13 protein-coding genes are annotated in these 16,179 nt (G+C 43.9%); 10 read left to right on the top strand and 3 right to left on the bottom strand.

Features of this window, described 5'->3' with window-relative positions; all coding sequences use genetic code 11:
* Positions 1–125: 125 nt before the first annotated feature.
* The 9 genes from ACOJR9_RS13875 to ACOJR9_RS13835 all read left to right on the top strand — a co-directional run bounded on the left by ACOJR9_RS13875 (position 126) and on the right by ACOJR9_RS13835 (position 9,442).
* On the top strand, positions 126–950 hold the full coding sequence (locus ACOJR9_RS13875) for a TrmH family RNA methyltransferase (protein WP_420933525.1): 825 nt from the start codon (positions 126–128) through the stop codon (positions 948–950).
* A 153-nt stretch (positions 951–1,103) separates the two neighbouring features.
* Complete coding sequence (gene ylqF, locus ACOJR9_RS13870) at positions 1,104–2,105, top strand: ribosome biogenesis GTPase YlqF (RefSeq protein WP_420933524.1); 1,002 nt, start codon at positions 1,104–1,106, stop codon at positions 2,103–2,105.
* A gap of 149 nt (positions 2,106–2,254) precedes the next feature.
* The gene (locus ACOJR9_RS13865; protein ID WP_420933523.1) at positions 2,255–4,528 is read left to right on the top strand and encodes a galactose oxidase-like domain-containing protein; all 2,274 of its coding nucleotides are present in this window, start codon (positions 2,255–2,257) and stop codon (positions 4,526–4,528) included.
* 9 nt (positions 4,529–4,537) lie between these two features.
* Positions 4,538–5,470: a hypothetical protein gene (locus tag ACOJR9_RS13860; protein ID WP_420933522.1), complete on the top strand. Its 933-nt coding sequence runs from the start codon at positions 4,538–4,540 to the stop codon at positions 5,468–5,470.
* A 142-nt stretch (positions 5,471–5,612) separates the two neighbouring features.
* Positions 5,613–6,155 carry a DUF2780 domain-containing protein gene (locus ACOJR9_RS13855; protein WP_420933521.1) on the top strand — a complete coding sequence of 181 codons (543 nt, stop codon included), beginning with the start codon at positions 5,613–5,615 and terminating at the stop codon, positions 6,153–6,155.
* A gap of 216 nt (positions 6,156–6,371) precedes the next feature.
* Positions 6,372–6,857, top strand: a complete 486-nt coding sequence (locus ACOJR9_RS13850; protein WP_420933520.1) for a WbuC family cupin fold metalloprotein — start codon at positions 6,372–6,374, stop codon at positions 6,855–6,857.
* 446 nt (positions 6,858–7,303) lie between these two features.
* The gene (locus ACOJR9_RS13845; RefSeq protein WP_420933519.1) at positions 7,304–7,525 is read left to right on the top strand and encodes a DNA-binding protein; all 222 of its coding nucleotides are present in this window, start codon (positions 7,304–7,306) and stop codon (positions 7,523–7,525) included.
* 66 nt (positions 7,526–7,591) lie between these two features.
* On the top strand, positions 7,592–8,221 hold the full coding sequence (gene upp / locus ACOJR9_RS13840) for a uracil phosphoribosyltransferase (RefSeq protein WP_420933518.1): 630 nt from the start codon (positions 7,592–7,594) through the stop codon (positions 8,219–8,221).
* Between the two features lie 189 nt (positions 8,222–8,410).
* The gene (locus ACOJR9_RS13835; protein ID WP_420933517.1) at positions 8,411–9,442 is read left to right on the top strand and encodes a LacI family DNA-binding transcriptional regulator; all 1,032 of its coding nucleotides are present in this window, start codon (positions 8,411–8,413) and stop codon (positions 9,440–9,442) included.
* A gap of 102 nt (positions 9,443–9,544) precedes the next feature.
* Here ACOJR9_RS13835 and ACOJR9_RS13830 read toward each other — a convergent pair whose 3' ends face one another.
* Complete coding sequence (locus tag ACOJR9_RS13830; RefSeq protein ID WP_420933516.1) at positions 9,545–10,129, bottom strand: thymidine kinase; 585 nt, start codon at positions 10,127–10,129, stop codon at positions 9,545–9,547.
* A 5-nt stretch (positions 10,130–10,134) separates the two neighbouring features.
* Positions 10,135–12,087 carry a putative bifunctional diguanylate cyclase/phosphodiesterase gene (locus tag ACOJR9_RS13825; protein ID WP_420933515.1) on the bottom strand — a complete coding sequence of 651 codons (1,953 nt, stop codon included), beginning with the start codon at positions 12,085–12,087 and terminating at the stop codon, positions 10,135–10,137.
* A gap of 624 nt (positions 12,088–12,711) precedes the next feature.
* On the opposite strand from ACOJR9_RS13825, the gene ACOJR9_RS13820 reads away from it, so the two are divergent.
* Positions 12,712–15,222: a TonB-dependent receptor domain-containing protein gene (locus ACOJR9_RS13820; RefSeq protein ID WP_420933514.1), complete on the top strand. Its 2,511-nt coding sequence runs from the start codon at positions 12,712–12,714 to the stop codon at positions 15,220–15,222.
* A 90-nt stretch (positions 15,223–15,312) separates the two neighbouring features.
* Here ACOJR9_RS13820 and ACOJR9_RS13815 read toward each other — a convergent pair whose 3' ends face one another.
* Positions 15,313–16,026, bottom strand: coding sequence for a hypothetical protein (locus ACOJR9_RS13815; RefSeq protein ID WP_420933513.1), 714 nt, complete (start codon positions 16,024–16,026; stop codon positions 15,313–15,315).
* Positions 16,027–16,179: the final 153 nt, after the last annotated feature.

Genomic DNA, 16,179 nt, shown 5'->3' with positions numbered 1-16,179 from the left:
CGTTAAATTTAAAAGTGTCCTCATTATCACCTTGAGTTTTTAACCACATCACTTAAACTTGCGCGCCACAAGCGGCGCACCTATTCTAAACGACGTGTCTATTACGAACTCTGGAGCATGAGTTAATGAAGCTAAGCGATGTTAAAAAGCTACACCAAAAAAAGTATCGAATTCAGTTCGGTCACTATTTGGTGGAAGGTGAACATCTGATCTTAGAATTATTGAAGTCAGCGCCTAAAAACACAGTGACGATATACGTTACTTCAGAATATGAAGCGTGGCTTGACTCTGCTAAAGCAGAGTATGCGCCATTGCTTAGCAATGATGTCATCCAGGTTCAAACAGTCACCTCAGTGCAAATGCAGCAAATAAGCGATACAAAATCACCTCAGGGGATTATCGCTAGGGTGCCGCTTCCTTCGGTACTTAATTCAGTAACTAGTTCGCTATCTGAAGACGCGCCGCGGTGCACGGTACCAGTCGACGAGCAGATGCAAACGTCGGCAAGCAGTGCCAATTCAAAGCGCTGTATCTATCTTTATGAGGTACAAGACCCCGGTAACCTTGGTACAATACTGCGTACGCTAGCATGGTTTGGTCAGTTTAAGCTGTTGCTCAGCCCTAACAGTGTGGATCCGTTTAACTCTAAAGTGGTTCGGTCGAGTATGGGGGCAATCTTTCACGCTGATATGGAGCTTAATGTTCCACTGGAAAGCTTAGCATCACGATTTTCAAAGTTCGCTTATTTAGACATGTGCGGGCAAGAGGTAAAATCCGAGAGCTTTGGTCACTTCGAATGTTACCTTTTTGGCAATGAAGCGCGTGGTGTACCTACTGAGAATGTAAAGCGTCTAAACGCTACTGCATTTACCATACCGGGCAGTGGTAAAATAGATTCGTTGAACCTTGCTAGTGCGGTGAATATTTGTGCTTACGAGCTATCATGTTAACTAAACGCCTTAGCACAACCGCGATTTTTGAGTGAGCAAGTTTTTTACTGGCCATACTTTTTAGGTAAATTCTCAGTTGGTAAACTGTCCGCAAAGCAATAATAGCAGTCACTTATATTTTTTCAGTCCCCAATCAACAAATAGGATTAACGCATGGCTCTTCAGTGGTTTCCCGGTCATATGCACAAAGCGCTCAAAGAAATAAAAGAGTCGCTCAGCCAGGTAGACATACTTATCGAAGTGCTTGATGCACGAATTCCTTTTTCAAGTGAAAACCCTGAAATTGCCAAGATACGCGGCGATAAACCCTGTATTAAAATTTTAAACAAGTATGACTTAGCCGACCCAGAGATAACGGCTCGTTGGCAAGAGAGCTTAGAAAAAGAGCGCGGCGTTAAAACCATTACCACATCAAGCGATAACCCTGGTAACAGTAAACAACTTATGCAGCTTATCCGCAGCATATGTTCTCATAAAGATGGTCAGGCTAAAGTGATTAAGGCGATGATTACTGGTATCCCCAATGTTGGAAAGTCTACGCTTATTAACATTCTTGCCGATCGAATTATTGCAAAAACCGGTAACGAGCCTGCTGTCACGAAAAGTCAGCAGCGCATAAACCTAGGAAGCGGGATTATTTTATTCGATACCCCAGGGGTGCTGTGGCCGAAACTTGAAAATCCGCATTCTATCTATCGTTTAGCGTCCTCTGGTGCAGTAAAAAATACGGCCATGGAATACGATGACGTTGGTTTTTTTGCCGCCGATTACTTAATAAAGGCTTACCCTGAGGTGTTAAAAGAGCGATATAAGCTTGATGAACTGCCAGATACCGAGATTGAGTTTTTAGAAGCAGCGGCAAAAAGTCGCGGCGCTATCATGGCCGGTGGGCGCGTAAACCTTCATAAAATTTGTGAAATACTGTTAAAAGAACTTCAGTCTGGCAAATTAGGTCGCATAACTCTTGAAACGCCTGAAATGCTTGTGGCAGAGCAAATTGAAATAGAAGAAGCAGCGAAGAAAAAAGCAGAGGCAAAAGCCAAGCGTAAGCAGAAATTCAAAACAGGATCTTTAACGCCCGACAAGAAAGATCGCAAAGAGAAGCGCGAAGAGAAGCGTGAAGAGCAAAGTCGCCGCATGAAAAAGTCGAAATAGCCAAAGCCGTTTTAATGCGTTTTTAAAAACTTTTATTTTTTTGCATCCAACCTAGAACCCGAGTCGTTCGGTTTACATGCTGTTAACAAGTCAGGTGAATTTTGCCGTTGCTTGACAGCATGTAAACCTAAAATAACAGGATGCCAACAATGAAAACACGTCCATCACTTGTACCTGCATTAACGCTGCTCTCTTTAAGTATTACCTCTCACTTCGCACTAGCCGATCGCAACAAAGGAACGGTTCCCATTGTCACCCCCGAATGCGTAAACGAACACATATGCAAAGAAAAAGGGGTATTTACCAATCCATTTGAAGAGCCGCTCGTTACCGGTGAGTTTGCCGATCAAAATAATACCAACATTAAAAACCCCCTTAATAACTACCCCGATAATGGTAAGTGCGAAGAGAATGATGAAGGGGTATTAAAATGTAAACCTGCGGCGGGAAGTTTGGCACTTCTCAATGATGGCCGTATTTTGTATTTTAATGCCCTTGAAGGTACTGAAAACGTTGAATACAACGCGCTACTTGAAATTGGCTCAGCAATTGTAAACGATCAAACCCGCGTGCTGACGATGAAAAACGGTAGCGCGAGTTGGATTGCCCCTTCTCCTGTTGATGCAGGTGCCAATCCAGATGGCAACGACTCTGAAACCCTTATCGGCGATATTTCGGGCTTTCTCGGCAATCCTATTGATATCGATTTAGGCACGGACGACGATAGAACCAACAATGATGGCGCGCTCTTTTGCGCAGACTTAGTAGGCTTGCCAAACGGCGAACTGATGGCAGTTGGTGGTACCGATTATTACCATGAGCCTGGAGTGAATACCGAGCTTTTAGGCCAGCCAATTAATTTTGGCTTGTCTGAGTTAGAAGGGCTCAAAAATAGCCGAATTTTTAATCCTGACGACAATAGCTGGCGCAAAACCGGCGATATGAATTTTGGACGCTGGTACCCAAGCGCGGTCTCACTGGCAAACGGTAACGTACTTGTAGCCAGTGGTGTTACCAAGCTTGTAAAGCCAGTGTATTTAACTCGCCCAGAAACATCGGGTAGAAACGTAACGGTAACCGAAACTTACGATACCTCGTGCGGAGAGTGGACCGACAATGGAGCCTTAGCTGAGCGTTCATTGCCCCTATACCCACGTTTACACCTTTTGCCCAATGGACATGTTTTTTACAACGGTGGCGGGCAAGCATTTAATCCCTTCGGGCAAGGCTACGACCAAGCGCTTTGGAATATTGTTGCGGCCTACGATCCTAAGTCGCAAACCTGGGCCGACTTAGGTTTTGCTGGTCTTCCCTTGCATTTAAGCGAAGCGGGCGTGAGTGATTTAACCAGTCTACTTAACATTACCAATACCGAAGCAGATAAATCACTTAGCGGGCTGCTTAGCGGCTTAACTGAAGAGTTTATTGCCAATCCTTTTGACGCGTTAGCACCGATTATTGACGACCCATACAAGCTAGCAGACGTGCAGTCTGTATTAGGCGCAGGTTTCAGAGGCTCTACATTTTCTATGATGATGCCACTTAAGCCCGATGAAAATGGCAAGTATAGTAAGGCAGAGTTTTTAACCGCTGGTGGCGTATTAACCGGCGTTGCAGCTACAAGCCCTGGGCTCTATTTAGGCACAAACCTAGCGCGAATCGACTCAGTAACCATAGAGGGAGAGACCATGCTGTATGACTCTCGCTCGACAGGGAGTTTGTCACAAGGACGCTGGTATGGCACCGGCGTGTTGCTTCCTACCGGTGAAGTATTAGTGGTATCGGGTGCAGACCGAGACGAGGTGGTACTTCCTGGTTCTGGCGTGCCAATTTTAGAGGCTGAGATATTCGACCCTGAAACCGAAACGTTTAGAAAGGTTGCAAAACAAAACCGCCCACGTACTTATCATAATTCAGCAGCATTGCTCCCTGATGGAAGTGTGTTAATTGGTGGTCATGCACCCATTAATACCGCCTATGCTTATAGTGTTACCTTGCCAGGCTTCTCGCCTAATGACGGACGCGACCCTTCTTTTGAAATTTATAAGCCGCCTTACATGTTTGGCGATCGCCCGTCAATTGGAAAAAGAAGTCAGTCTGTGCATATAGGCGAGCGGTTCAGAATTGGACTTAAAAACAGTGACGCTGCCACCACTACCATGAACCAACGTATCGAGTCTGTTGTGCTAGTGCGCCGCACCAATATTACACACCTCATAGACGGTGACCAACGAAGCGTAGAGTTACCCATTGTGCGTCATAGAAGCGGCAGAATTGTAGTGCAGATGCCAAAAGAGCAAGCCGTTGTGCCACCTGGCGATTACATGCTGTTTGTCAACGCACGAGACGATGAAGGTAACTTGGTTCCGTCTGAATCAAAGACCATTAGCGTTACTGGTTCACTATCTAACGTATGTCGATAAGGGGGCATTATGAAACTACGTCTAACAAGTTTATTACTCATAGTGTTTTCTCAGACTATCTCCGCGCACGGCAGCAGCCAGGTGGATGGAGAATGGCAACCAGTGCTAAAACCAAGTAAAAACAGGCATGTGGTAACGCAAATACAAAGCTCACCACTGGGCAATGAAATTCTTGTTGCTTACTCAGGCGAGGGAAGTTTGGAGGTTCTCGCACAGGACAATGCCCCGTTTATTCGCATCACTCAGCAGGGAGTGTTTGCAAATTGGGATCACCCCATGTGGTTCAAAGTTCAAACAGCGGGCCCAAGACCGCTGCCCGAGTGGGTGAAAGATGGGAATATAGAGGCAAAATGGACTCAAGTGAGTAAAAATAACTATTATGGCTGGTACGATCAACGGCTTGTTAAAAGTGACGAGCACGCCGATGAGTGGCAAATAGGCATTGCGGTAGATGGCGAGCGTCAGATGATTGATGGCTTTTTCAAATCGCTGAACCCACCAGAAACCCGCACGCTAGTAACGCTAGATAACAGTGCTACGCCTATTGCTAACCTCAGCGCAATGATCATACCTGGAGTCGATAGCGCGATCAGAGTGAGTTATACCGGAGACCATCATATGGTGATTCTCGACAAGCAAGATGAGCCTATGCTTCGATTTAGCCCAAAAGGTGTTGAAGCTAATACCTCTAGCACAGGTTGGAAAGCATTGGGAAGGAAGCCCTATGGTGCAGCGGTTAATGATATGGAATCTAAAAATACAGAGGCTTCTGATACCAAAAATAGCTGGGTTTTATTGTCTTCCCACTCGGCGTACACCTGGCCAGACAGCCGTATTCAGTCTGACGAATCGGGCGATGGCTGGGCAATTCCCGTTTTTTGCCATTTAGATAAAGTTGTTAAAAACATTGAGGGTGGCTGGTTAGAAGTTGCAAAACGGTAGCATTAGTAAATGCACTCGATGGCAGAAAAAGATGCGGTGAGGTTACGTATAGAAAGTTAAACGTAAATCATACGTAAAGCTAATAGTGTGTTTACGCGTTTTGTTTTACCCTATCGGCAATATCAATTATTAGGGAAAAATTATGAAACGTGTATACGCGCTTGCTTTAGCTTCAATGCTAGTTGTTGCACCACAGGTACAGGCTGAAGGTTGGCTAGATTCAATCAAAGACTTTTTAGGACTGGCCGCTGAAGGCGAAGAAGTGACGGGGCCAACAATTGAAGGAATGATTGCTTCAGTTGAAGATGCAACGGGTATGACTTCTGAGCAAGTTAAGGGAAGTTTGGCGGCGCTATTTAGCTATGCTGAAAAAAATATCTCAGCAGAGCAAATCAAGACGCTTAAATCGAACCTGCCTAATTTAGACAGCCTACTTGCGGCGGCGCCTGATGTGAGTGAGATGAGCAGTAAAGGCTCTCTTGGAGGCTTACTGGATAAGGCGGCTGGATACAGCGAATCTTTTTCAAATATGAATGAATTGAAAAAGCAATTTGACTCCTTAGGTCTCGATACCCAGCAAATTGCACAAATTGTTGAGAGCGTTAAGGCTTACCTTGATACGGAAGAAGGGCAAGAGCTCAAGACGGTGCTTATGGATGGGTTATCATCGTTTAAAGCACCGTAATCCTGCTTTCGCAAAGGTAGGGACGCTCTAGGGCGTGTAAAGATGTGCTTGCACTGATAGGTTTAAAAAAAGAACGAGCGTAATGCTCGTTTTTTATTCTTGTAAGACAAGTCATATCAATGACAAACTGTAGCATTAAGCAACGAATACAGTAGCTAATCCAGTAGCTGACGTTATAGCTAAGATCTGTTGACCAAGCAACGACGAGAGAGTGCAATGAATAACGTGCAACTATTTGACCACGCCGCTTTTGCCACATTGAAAAATGAGGCTGCCAAAAGCCCGCGTAAACGGGCAAACTTAAATGTACATCAGTCTTACGACGATGTCGTGCAGCGCTTATTCATTGCTATGCTTCCCGACTCTTATGTGAGGCCTCACCAGCATATTCAACGCCATAAATGGGAATTTTTTATGGTAGTTGAAGGCGCATTGGACTTATTATTTTTCGACGAGCACGGTGTGGTGACCAACCGTATTACCTTGAAAGCGGGTGGGGAATGTACAGGATTGGAGATTCCGCCACACACCTGGCATGCCACAGTATGTTTCGACCCCGTGGTGTTTATGGAAGTAAAGCAAGGCCCTTACGATGTCACCGAAGATAAGGGGTTTGCACCTTGGTCGCCCGAAGAGGGCAGTGCAGAGGTGCCTGCATTTTTAGCTAAGCTAAAAAGCGCGAATACTGGTACTGCATTTTAAGGGGTAGATAGAGCGCTGCAGCAGCCCAAAGACGATATTATCTACTTTCCTTTTAGGAAAGCAGTTGTTATTGCCAGTAGTGATGGTATGTTTAACTATAAGGTCAACTAGACCGATAACACGTTTGGGCGAATAGGTAGATACGCTTTCGACTGAGCTCAAACTTATCGAGCCAGCACACTCGCTGAGTGGTAATAAAGTACTCGCGTAGTGAGTAGCCAGAAAATAGTTTTTCAAAGCCAAACCCAAACCCAAAGATATAAGAGAATTATCATGCAAAACGTTTCACTATCTTATTTTTATAATTTTATCTACTGACCGCACCTGACGCGTGTTGTTCAGGGGCAAGTATTCGCTTCTGGGCATAGGTAAGAACGTTTTGCAAAAGCCCAGAAGGTGTGAACCAACTGGGCTTTTTTATGCCCTCAATTTTTCGGTAAAAACAAATGAAAGAACTTACATTAGGCGACATCAGAAAACAGCATCGTGTTAAACAAGAAGTGGTGGCCATGGCGTTATCAGTGACTGCATCGGGAGTAAGTAAACTTGAATCTAAACGCATTCAAGATGTGTCTTTGCACCGAGCAGCTGCGTATTTAGCTGCTGTTGGCGGAAGTTTAACTATCGAGGTGACTTTACCTGATGGCGGAACATTGGATGTTGCGTAAACCGCGACAGAGCTTGCGTTAACATTTACTATAGTAAGACGTTTATTGTCTATTTAGGAACTCGTTATGGCTGTTCATGAAATTACGCACCCTCTTATTGCTCATAAATTGGGATTAATGCGAAACGCTACTATTAGCAGTAAAGACTTTCGCGAATTGGCGTCAGAAGTTGGTAACTTACTAACTTACGAAGCAACACGAACTTTGCCGACAGAGCGGGCAACGATAGAAAGCTGGTCTGGTGATAATGTTGAAGTGAAACAGATCAAGGGCAAAAAAATTACCGTGGTGCCAATTTTGCGCGCCGGCCTGGGCATGTTAGAAGGGGTACTAAAGCTTATCCCTAACGCCAAAATAAGCGTGGTAGGACTGTACCGCGACGAAGAGACTCTGCAACCTGTAGCCTACTTTGACAAAGTAGTACAAAATATTGATGAGCGGACGGCACTGATTGTCGACCCCATGCTGGCCACTGGCGGTACCTTAATTTCTACTATCGATTTGCTAAAAGAAAAAGGGTGTAAAAACATCATGGGGTTATTCTTGGTAGCAGCCCCTGAGGGTATTCGCAGCGTGGTAGATAAGCACCCCGATGTTGATATTTTTACCGCGGCAATTGATGAGCGTCTTGATGAGAGCGGTTATATTTTGCCAGGCTTAGGCGATGCTGGGGATAAAATATTTGGTACTCGTTAGCGCTGTTTTGACGTTTTCAACTTTTGTTTTAGTTAATACAAAATTTTTAAGTTTCCGTTAGAAATTCGTTAATTTATGGGGGTTAAACGTTTAAGTTAGTGTTATTATTTTGCGGCGCACTGCTCGATAAGGCAATGTAATATTGCCATAGCAGTTATCGATTAAGATTCGTACAGTGAGTTAATAACGATGAAAAAGACCAAGTTAACGCTTAAAGATGTTTCACAACAACTTGGCGTATCAACCGCTACTATTTCAAATGCCTTTAATCGTCCCGATCAGTTATCAAAAGGGAAACGAGAAGAAATACTCGCGCAGTGCGAGCGCATAGGGTATTTAGGCCCTAACAAGGCCGCACAAATTTTGCGCAAAGGTACGTCAAACATTGTAGCCCTCGTTCTTGCTGACAGCATTGCCTACATGGTGAGCGATCCTGTAGCCAGTACGTTTATAAAAGGAGTGTCCACAACGCTTCAGCAACAGGGAAAGCATTTGCTCCTTTATGCTGGCGATTCCAACAGTATTTTAGATGTTGTGGACTTTGTTGATGGGTTTATTTGCTATGGTGCACCGCGAAATTATAAGCTCGCTCAAGAAATTGCAGCTCAGTCCAAACCTGCTATTACCGTTGATTTTGATATTGATGATGTGCCTTCCATTAACATTGACAACGAGAACGCTGCTTATGACGTTGCCAAAGCGGCAATTCATGAAAATGATGTTGTTGCTGTACTTGGCTTGCGGTTAATTGACTCGCCCACTACCTGCAGAATTTATGATAGCCCGCTGATTGATGTGAATAGTTCAATCTCCCATCGCCGACTAGATGGCTATGTGCGTGCTGCGAACGAGAAGGGCATCGAAATAAACAATGAATGGATTTGGCACCTTCCTGAGAGTGACAGAAGCTACGCCAGACAAGCCGCTAAAGAAGTGCTAATGAGCTCACCGCGACCCAATACAGTGCTGTGTATGAGTGATATTATTGCGTTGGAGTTGTTGCACAGCGCGCTAGCGATGGGGATTGATGTGCCAAACGAACTTAAAATCACAGGTTTTGACGGCATTGAAGAAGCAGATAGAGCCAGACCCCATTTAACAACCGTTTGTCAGTCTAGTGTCGCTAAGGGAGAAGCGGCCGCTAAAGCGTTATTAGCCGGTGAAGTTCGCAAGCAAATACTGCCGTTTGATTTGAGGCTGGGCGAAACCATTCGTCATTAGTATTGATTACCGTTGATGTTAATGTAAGGGGTTGCGGCGCTGCCGATATAAATACGTAGCTAGCCCCATTCTTGGGGCGCTATATCAGGCTTTGCTAAAAAGTTAGGCATTATTCCACACGAGTGCTTTAAAGTGCTTACGGCACATAGACTCATAGGTGTCGTTTCCGCCTATTTGAACTTGGTCACCACCTGTAACAGCATTACCTTGTTCGTCCAGTCTTACTACAAAATTCGCTTTTCGACCACAATGACAGACGGTTTTGAGCTCGAACAGTTTATCTGCCCACGCGAGAAGGTAATGACTGCCCTCAAAGGTTTCACCTAAGAAATCTGTACGCAACCCGTAAGCCAGTACAGGCACATCAAGCTCGTCAACAACGTCGACTAACTGGCGAACCTGCTCTTTTGTTAGAAATTGTGCTTCATCAATGAAAATACAATCGAGGGAGCGTTCTTGTTCGTCTTGTTTTATTGAGGCGAATAAATCGTCGTCTCTGCTATAGAGTTTTGCATCAGCCTGCAAACCAATTCGAGAGGTTACTTTTCCAATACCGTAACGGTCGTCAATGCCCGCAGTATATATAATTGAGTGCATACCGCGCTCACGGTAATTGTATGCAGATTGGAGAAGCGAGGTAGATTTTCCTGCATTCATCGCAGAATAATAAAAATAAAGTTGTGCCATGGTGATTAATTTTTTTCGTTATACCAGTTTTTCAAATCTTCAAGCTTCATGGGTTCGGCAAAATAGAAACCTTGCAGATAGTCTGTGCCCAGCATTGCTAAATGCCTAAATTGCTGCTCTGTTTCAATGCCTTCAGCTATGGTTTCACAGCCAAACTCTTTTGCCATCAACAGCGTTGCACGTATTATGGTATCACTCTCTTCAGATGTATTCTTAACAAAAGATCTGTCTATTTTAATAAAGTTAAAAGGCATGGTTTGCAGTCGAAATAGCGACGAGTATCCCGTGCCAAAGTCGTCGATAGATATCCTCACGCCACGAGTGACCAATGCATTTAGTCGCTGCGTAACCAGCTCTTCATCGTTTGCAAAAACGCTTTCTGTCACCTCTAACGATAACCGCTGTGGTGCTACTCTAGTAGTTTGCAAAGCATTATCTAAAATTTTAATAAACTCATCGTCCAACAATTGTGCAATAGACACATTCACAGATAGACACATTGAGTCGGATGCTGACCAATGAGATAAGTCGATTAATGCACGATTTAGCACCCATGCGCCAATTTCGGGCATCATTCCTGAGCGCTCAGCGAGGGGGATAAATACATCCGGTGTAATATTTTCTCCATCGCAGAACCACCGCAACAGTGCTTCTACGGAAGACAACGCGTTAGTGTTAACATCAATTATTGGTTGATAGTACACACACAACTCATCGTTATCTATGGCATTGCGTAAACGTTCGCACAAACGTTGCTCTCGTTTTACCTCGTTGTGTAATGTTTCATTGAATACACCCACTGAACCTCTTTGCCTGCGTTTTTGGTCATACATGGTGAGGTCTGCATGCTGAATTAAATCCATATCAGTGTAACCATGCTCTGGAAACATGGCGATACCAATAGTAGCATCTAAGGTAATCTGATTTTTATTAGCGGTCACCGGAATAGCAATTCCACTTCGCATTGCGTGGGCAATAGTTCTCGCGGTGTCCACAGTGACATACGGCAAAAGTGCAACGAACTCATCACCACCCCATCGCGCAAGGTGGTTGGGTTCACAATATTTACTAAGTCGTTGTGCAATTTCAGTGAGCACGGTGTCGCCTATTTTATGACCTAAGCTATCATTCACTTGCTTGAACCCATCTAAATCCACAAACAAAACGGCAAACGATCCCTCCAATGCTTTTGTTTTTTCGATCAATGGGTTCATGTGTTTGAGCAACCCATTTCTATTGAGGAGGTTTGTGAGTGGGTCGTGATTTGACAAACGAAAAAGGTCTTCAGTACGCTTTTGTACCTTCATTTCTAAACTGCCATTGACATCATCGAGTCGCTGATTTGTGTTGCGCAAAAGCTGATTCACTCTATCAGTTTGCTGCCGCTCTCGTTTCATTTGCTCTACCAGCATCATGTTTTGAGCTTTGAGTTGAACAGTGTTGATAAAAAAATTGTTGTACCTAAACGCACTGGCAAAAAGACCAACCCAAAACACGATACCGAAAACGCCAAGTACAAAAAATTCATCATTGTTAAACAATGCACACACAGAAATCGGAAGTATTAATACAGTTCCGTAAAAGACGACCAACACTTTACTGGGTGAGAGAAACGTACTTCCTCCAGCAGCCATATTGGCGATGACCACCATGGTAACGGCAAGTTCAACCATCCCCATCGAATGGTAAAGAAGCGTAGTGTAAAGGGCCCAAATAATGCCTGTTGCAATTAAACCTAGCGAAAAGCGCAGAAGTGCGGGCGCTGGTATAAATTCGGTGCCACGAAGTCGTTTACGCCAGTATAAGGCATCTAGCCATCTCGCAAAAAGTGTCAAAGCCATTGTTAGCAATAACGAAAATTTAATCTGTGAAACTGATGGATCAGTAGATTGAAAAAAGAATATCAGCCCGGAAAACAGAAACGCTGTCATCGTTAAGGCAACAGCAGAGTTTTCCATGAGCATATTCACCGTGTCCCTATCTACGCTCTCTTTTGGTATTTCATAATCGTAAAGATGCAAGGTTGTCGCCTCTCTTTATCATCACTGCACAAATACTGCGTATTGCAGCATGGATAGCATTTGCCTTCTCTCTAAATATAACCTATTCACACACGCATACCGCTTCTTCTTTACAATTACTTATTTATAACAATTAGAAGCGTATTATTTGTTAAAACTTCCAATAAAAAATTTTTAAATATTCGTTAACGGGATAAATAAAAACTGATTAGTAGAGCTAAGTTTTACCCATTTGTAAGCTATGTACTATGCTTTTATCAACGACAAAGGAACAAGTGCATAGCGTTAGCTTACATGAAACAAGACTGATGCAGTCTTTCTTAAACGTTTAACCTTTTATGTTTTTGTGAACGTGTATCTGTTAAGCCATCATGCATTCTGTAAATTAATTGTTCGTTAGACTAATTACTATGTTTAATTTTGATAATTTTCTTCACAGAATCTTTACAAGATGAGAATCTTGGTATACATTCTTAATCGATTAAGCAGCGGGTGCAATCGCTGTGTCGTATTTAGTAAGCAATTTGGATATCAAGGCTCTAACACACCGCCGGAGATGACATGAAAAACACACATACATTAAACACATTGACACTCGCTGTTTGCGCAGCACTTTCTGGAACTGCCTTCGCTCAAGAAGCAGCACCTTCAGAGGCTGAAAAGAAGAACAAAGAGAAATATGAACAAATCGTTGTTACTGCTACGCCTGGTGGCGCGACGATGCAGGAAGCGAGTGTTTCAGTAAGTTCATTCGATGAGACTGACATTATCAAACTAGCACCTCGTTCAACGGCTGAAGTGTTCCGTGCACTTCCTGGTATCCGTGCTGAATCTTCTGGTGGTGGCGGTAATGCAAATATCACTATTCGCGGTATTCCTTTAGCGACGGGTGGTTCAAAATTCTTACAGCTTCACGAAGATGGTCTTCCCGTTCTTGAATACGGCGATATCAACTTTGGTAATGCTGATAACTTTTTACGCTATGATTGGTCTGTTGCTAACGTAGAGGCCATTCGTGGTGGTTCAGCGTCTACGTTTGCAAGTAACTCGCCAGGCGGTGTTATTAACATGATCAGCAACACCGGTGAAGTGGGCGGTGGTGCCATTGGTACTTCTTTTGGTGTTGACTACGATGAGTTTCGTTTAGATTTCCGCTACGGCGGTGAAATCAGCGATGACTTGTATTACCACGTTGCCGGTTTTGCACGTGGCGGCGAAGGTCCCCGTGAGACGGGCTACAATGGTGAGCAAGGTGGCCAAGTTAAGCTTAATATCACAAAATTGTTAGACAAAGGTCACATACGTTTTCATTTCAAAAACTTAGACGACAGAGTGTCAACCTATTTGCCTTCACCAGTATTGGTAAAAGGAGACGGTGAGTTTGGTGCTGTGCCGGGTTACGACGCTAGCTCACAAGCACTCAACTCTGTGTACAATACTAATGCATCGACCTTTGACAGCTTTGGTAACCCTGAAAACCGTGACGTTCGAGATGGTATTGAGTCTAAAGTACGTTCTTTTGGTATAGAAGTTGATTTAGAAGTTGCTGACAACCTATTCCTATTAAATAAATTCCGTACTTCAGATATTTCCGGCGGTTTTATCGCCCCATTTACCGACGGTTTCCCTGCTGGTCCTGGTGATGTGTCTAATTTCGCATCAGCGCTGTGTGCTGGCGCAACTGATGGAAACGGCAACGCATTAAATTGTGATTCAACTTCGGTTACCCTCGCGAATGGTCCTGGCGCTGGTCAAGAATACACGGGTCTTGCGTTTACCAACCTTCAGTTCGACACGCGTATTAACGATCTTGGCAACATGATCAACGACTTTAGCTTGCGCAAAGAATTTGATAATGGTGTTGACTTAACCGTTGGTTACTACTACTCAAATCAAAATATCGGAACGAGCTGGTCAAGCTGGCAGACATACATCCAAACGCTGGATGGCGATAATTCACAAATGCTAAATATCACCACCGGAGACGGCGTTGATCTAGTGTCTGGTGGCTTACTCTCTCCTAGCTTTCTCTCTTGGGAGTGGGACCTTAATTACGTTACCACTGCACCTTATATGAACGTTGGTTTTGAGCTATCTGACAATATCCTCATTGATGCATCGGTACGACATGACACAGTAGACGCGTCGGGTGAGCTGATCAATTCATGCTGTGGCGGTAACACTGACTTCGACATTAATGGCAACGGTGTTATTGAGCAGATTGAAGATGCATCTGCACAAAACGCTGGCTTTATCAGCGGTGGTGTTATTAATTTAAATCGCGCAGGCGCGGTGTCTCAAATTGTTGACTACACAGCAAATAACACGTCGTACTCAGTAGGTGGTTCATATTTGTTAAGTGACAACCAAACGTTCTTCGCTCGCTACTCAAAAGGTGGCCGTGCCATTGCAGACCGTTTACTACAAATTGGTGGAACACTGAATCAAGATGGTAGCCTAACAGACACCACGTCAGGCTTTGATACGACTAAACAGTTTGAATTGGGATACAAATACGGCACAGCAGACTTAATGGTTAACGCCACGTTGTTCGATACCGTTACCGAAGATACACAGGCAGAAGTGACCAGCGGTTTAACGTTCATGCGCGAATACGAAGCTCGAGGCCTTGAAGTTGAAGGTCGTTGGGAAGCTACGGATAACTTCAGAGTGTCAGGTAACGTAACGTGGACAGATGCTGAAATTTCTCGCGATAGAGAAAATCAAGCCCTAGTTGGTAACACGCCTCGTCGTCAAGCAGACTGGATTTGGACAATTACACCAGAGTACGTCACAGACACATGGTCAGTGGGTGCGTCAATACAAGGTTCATCAGAGTACTTTGTTCAAGACAATAACGACTTGTTCCAAGAAGGGTACAACTTGGTTAACTTGTTCGCGACGTATTGGGTGAACGACCAGTTTTCAGTGGCACTTAACGTGAATAATGCGACGGATGAATTTATTATCACAGAATCTGAAGAAGGTTCTGCTGCCGTGGGGAGCTTCGTACGAGCTCGTCCTCTAAACGGTCGTACAACAGTATTATCCCTTAAGTATATGTTTGACTAATAGCTTGTTAGTTTAACCAATAAAATGCCCGCTTAACGCGGGCATTTTTGGTTGTATCTGCGGCTAAATTTTTCTGAGCTTTCATCCTCTTTACAGTTCACCAGGCTGTCTTGTTTGGTGTATTTTTAGTTGTATAGCGATTGCCTCAGACAGCTTATCTTTAAGGTGTAAATGCTTTTTATTGATAACGTGCACTAATTTGTGCTTAACAAGGGGAATATGGGTGAAACCATATTCGTCAAAAATATTGAGTTCAGAAAAGTCGCTTGGAGCAATGGCGTAGTCAAAGCGACCAGTCTTTATTAATTGAACAACATGATAGAAGTCTTCAAACTCATAAAAATTGGCTTGAAATTTGTTGCGTTGCTGCTCGACGTTCTTAAAAAAGCGAGTAGTGACCGCGATGCCAGCAGTAGGGTCGTTGATGATATCGACATGACACTCAACGCTTTTAACGCACAGTAAAAACGATGCCCCTCTTGATAGCTGCGGTTCTATGGCAATCACGTTGGGGTTATCTTTCGTTACTACGTCGTATCGGATAACGTCTGCATCGGTCATTCCTTCATTTAAAAGCTTTAACCCTCTTTTGCCTCCCACTTTTTCAAAAGTTACGGTAATACCTATTTGTTCATAAGCGTGTTTGATCACCGGTTTATAGAAGTCGTTCACACGAGGATGGTTTATGTAACCAATAATAAAATGACCGTCATCATGGTCGGCATAAGCTGTTGATGCAGTTAGGTTGATGGACAGAAGAGCCAAAGCGAAAGCCACAAAGCCTGTGGAAGTTTCTGTGGGCATATCCTTTCCTCACGATTGCAGATCCAATACGTCTAAGAATAGGAAACAACTCAGCAAATAGCCAACTGTGTGAACCGCCATTTATATAAACGGTTAAGTATCAAAATATAAAGTCAAAAAAAAGCCCCAGAGGATGCTGGGGCTTTCAAATTA

This window comes from Alteromonas ulvae (assembly GCF_048987005.1).
GTDB lineage: Bacteria > Pseudomonadota > Gammaproteobacteria > Enterobacterales > Alteromonadaceae > Alteromonas.
Note: the sequence above shows the minus strand (reverse complement) of the source record. Positions and strands in the feature narration are given on the sequence as shown.

Excerpts from the sequence above, each read along its gene's own strand:
- ACOJR9_RS13860 (WP_420933522.1), top strand. The coding sequence starts at position 4,538 with ATGAAACTACGTCTAACAAGTTTATTACTCATAGTGTTTTCTCAGACT.
- ACOJR9_RS13835 (WP_420933517.1), top strand. The coding sequence starts at position 8,411 with ATGAAAAAGACCAAGTTAACGCTTAAAGATGTTTCACAACAACTTGGC.
- ACOJR9_RS13865 (WP_420933523.1), top strand. The coding sequence starts at position 2,255 with ATGAAAACACGTCCATCACTTGTACCTGCATTAACGCTGCTCTCTTTA.
- ACOJR9_RS13845 (WP_420933519.1), top strand. The coding sequence starts at position 7,304 with ATGAAAGAACTTACATTAGGCGACATCAGAAAACAGCATCGTGTTAAA.
- ylqF (WP_420933524.1), top strand. The coding sequence starts at position 1,104 with ATGGCTCTTCAGTGGTTTCCCGGTCATATGCACAAAGCGCTCAAAGAA.
- upp (WP_420933518.1), top strand. The coding sequence starts at position 7,592 with ATGGCTGTTCATGAAATTACGCACCCTCTTATTGCTCATAAATTGGGA.
- ACOJR9_RS13825 (WP_420933515.1), bottom strand. The coding sequence starts at position 12,087 with ATGGAAAACTCTGCTGTTGCCTTAACGATGACAGCGTTTCTGTTTTCC.
- ACOJR9_RS13820 (WP_420933514.1), top strand. The coding sequence starts at position 12,712 with ATGAAAAACACACATACATTAAACACATTGACACTCGCTGTTTGCGCA.
- ACOJR9_RS13815 (WP_420933513.1), bottom strand. The coding sequence starts at position 16,026 with ATGCCCACAGAAACTTCCACAGGCTTTGTGGCTTTCGCTTTGGCTCTT.
- ACOJR9_RS13875 (WP_420933525.1), top strand. The coding sequence starts at position 126 with ATGAAGCTAAGCGATGTTAAAAAGCTACACCAAAAAAAGTATCGAATT.
- ACOJR9_RS13855 (WP_420933521.1), top strand. The coding sequence starts at position 5,613 with ATGAAACGTGTATACGCGCTTGCTTTAGCTTCAATGCTAGTTGTTGCA.
- ACOJR9_RS13830 (WP_420933516.1), bottom strand. The coding sequence starts at position 10,129 with ATGGCACAACTTTATTTTTATTATTCTGCGATGAATGCAGGAAAATCT.
- ACOJR9_RS13850 (WP_420933520.1), top strand. The coding sequence starts at position 6,372 with ATGAATAACGTGCAACTATTTGACCACGCCGCTTTTGCCACATTGAAA.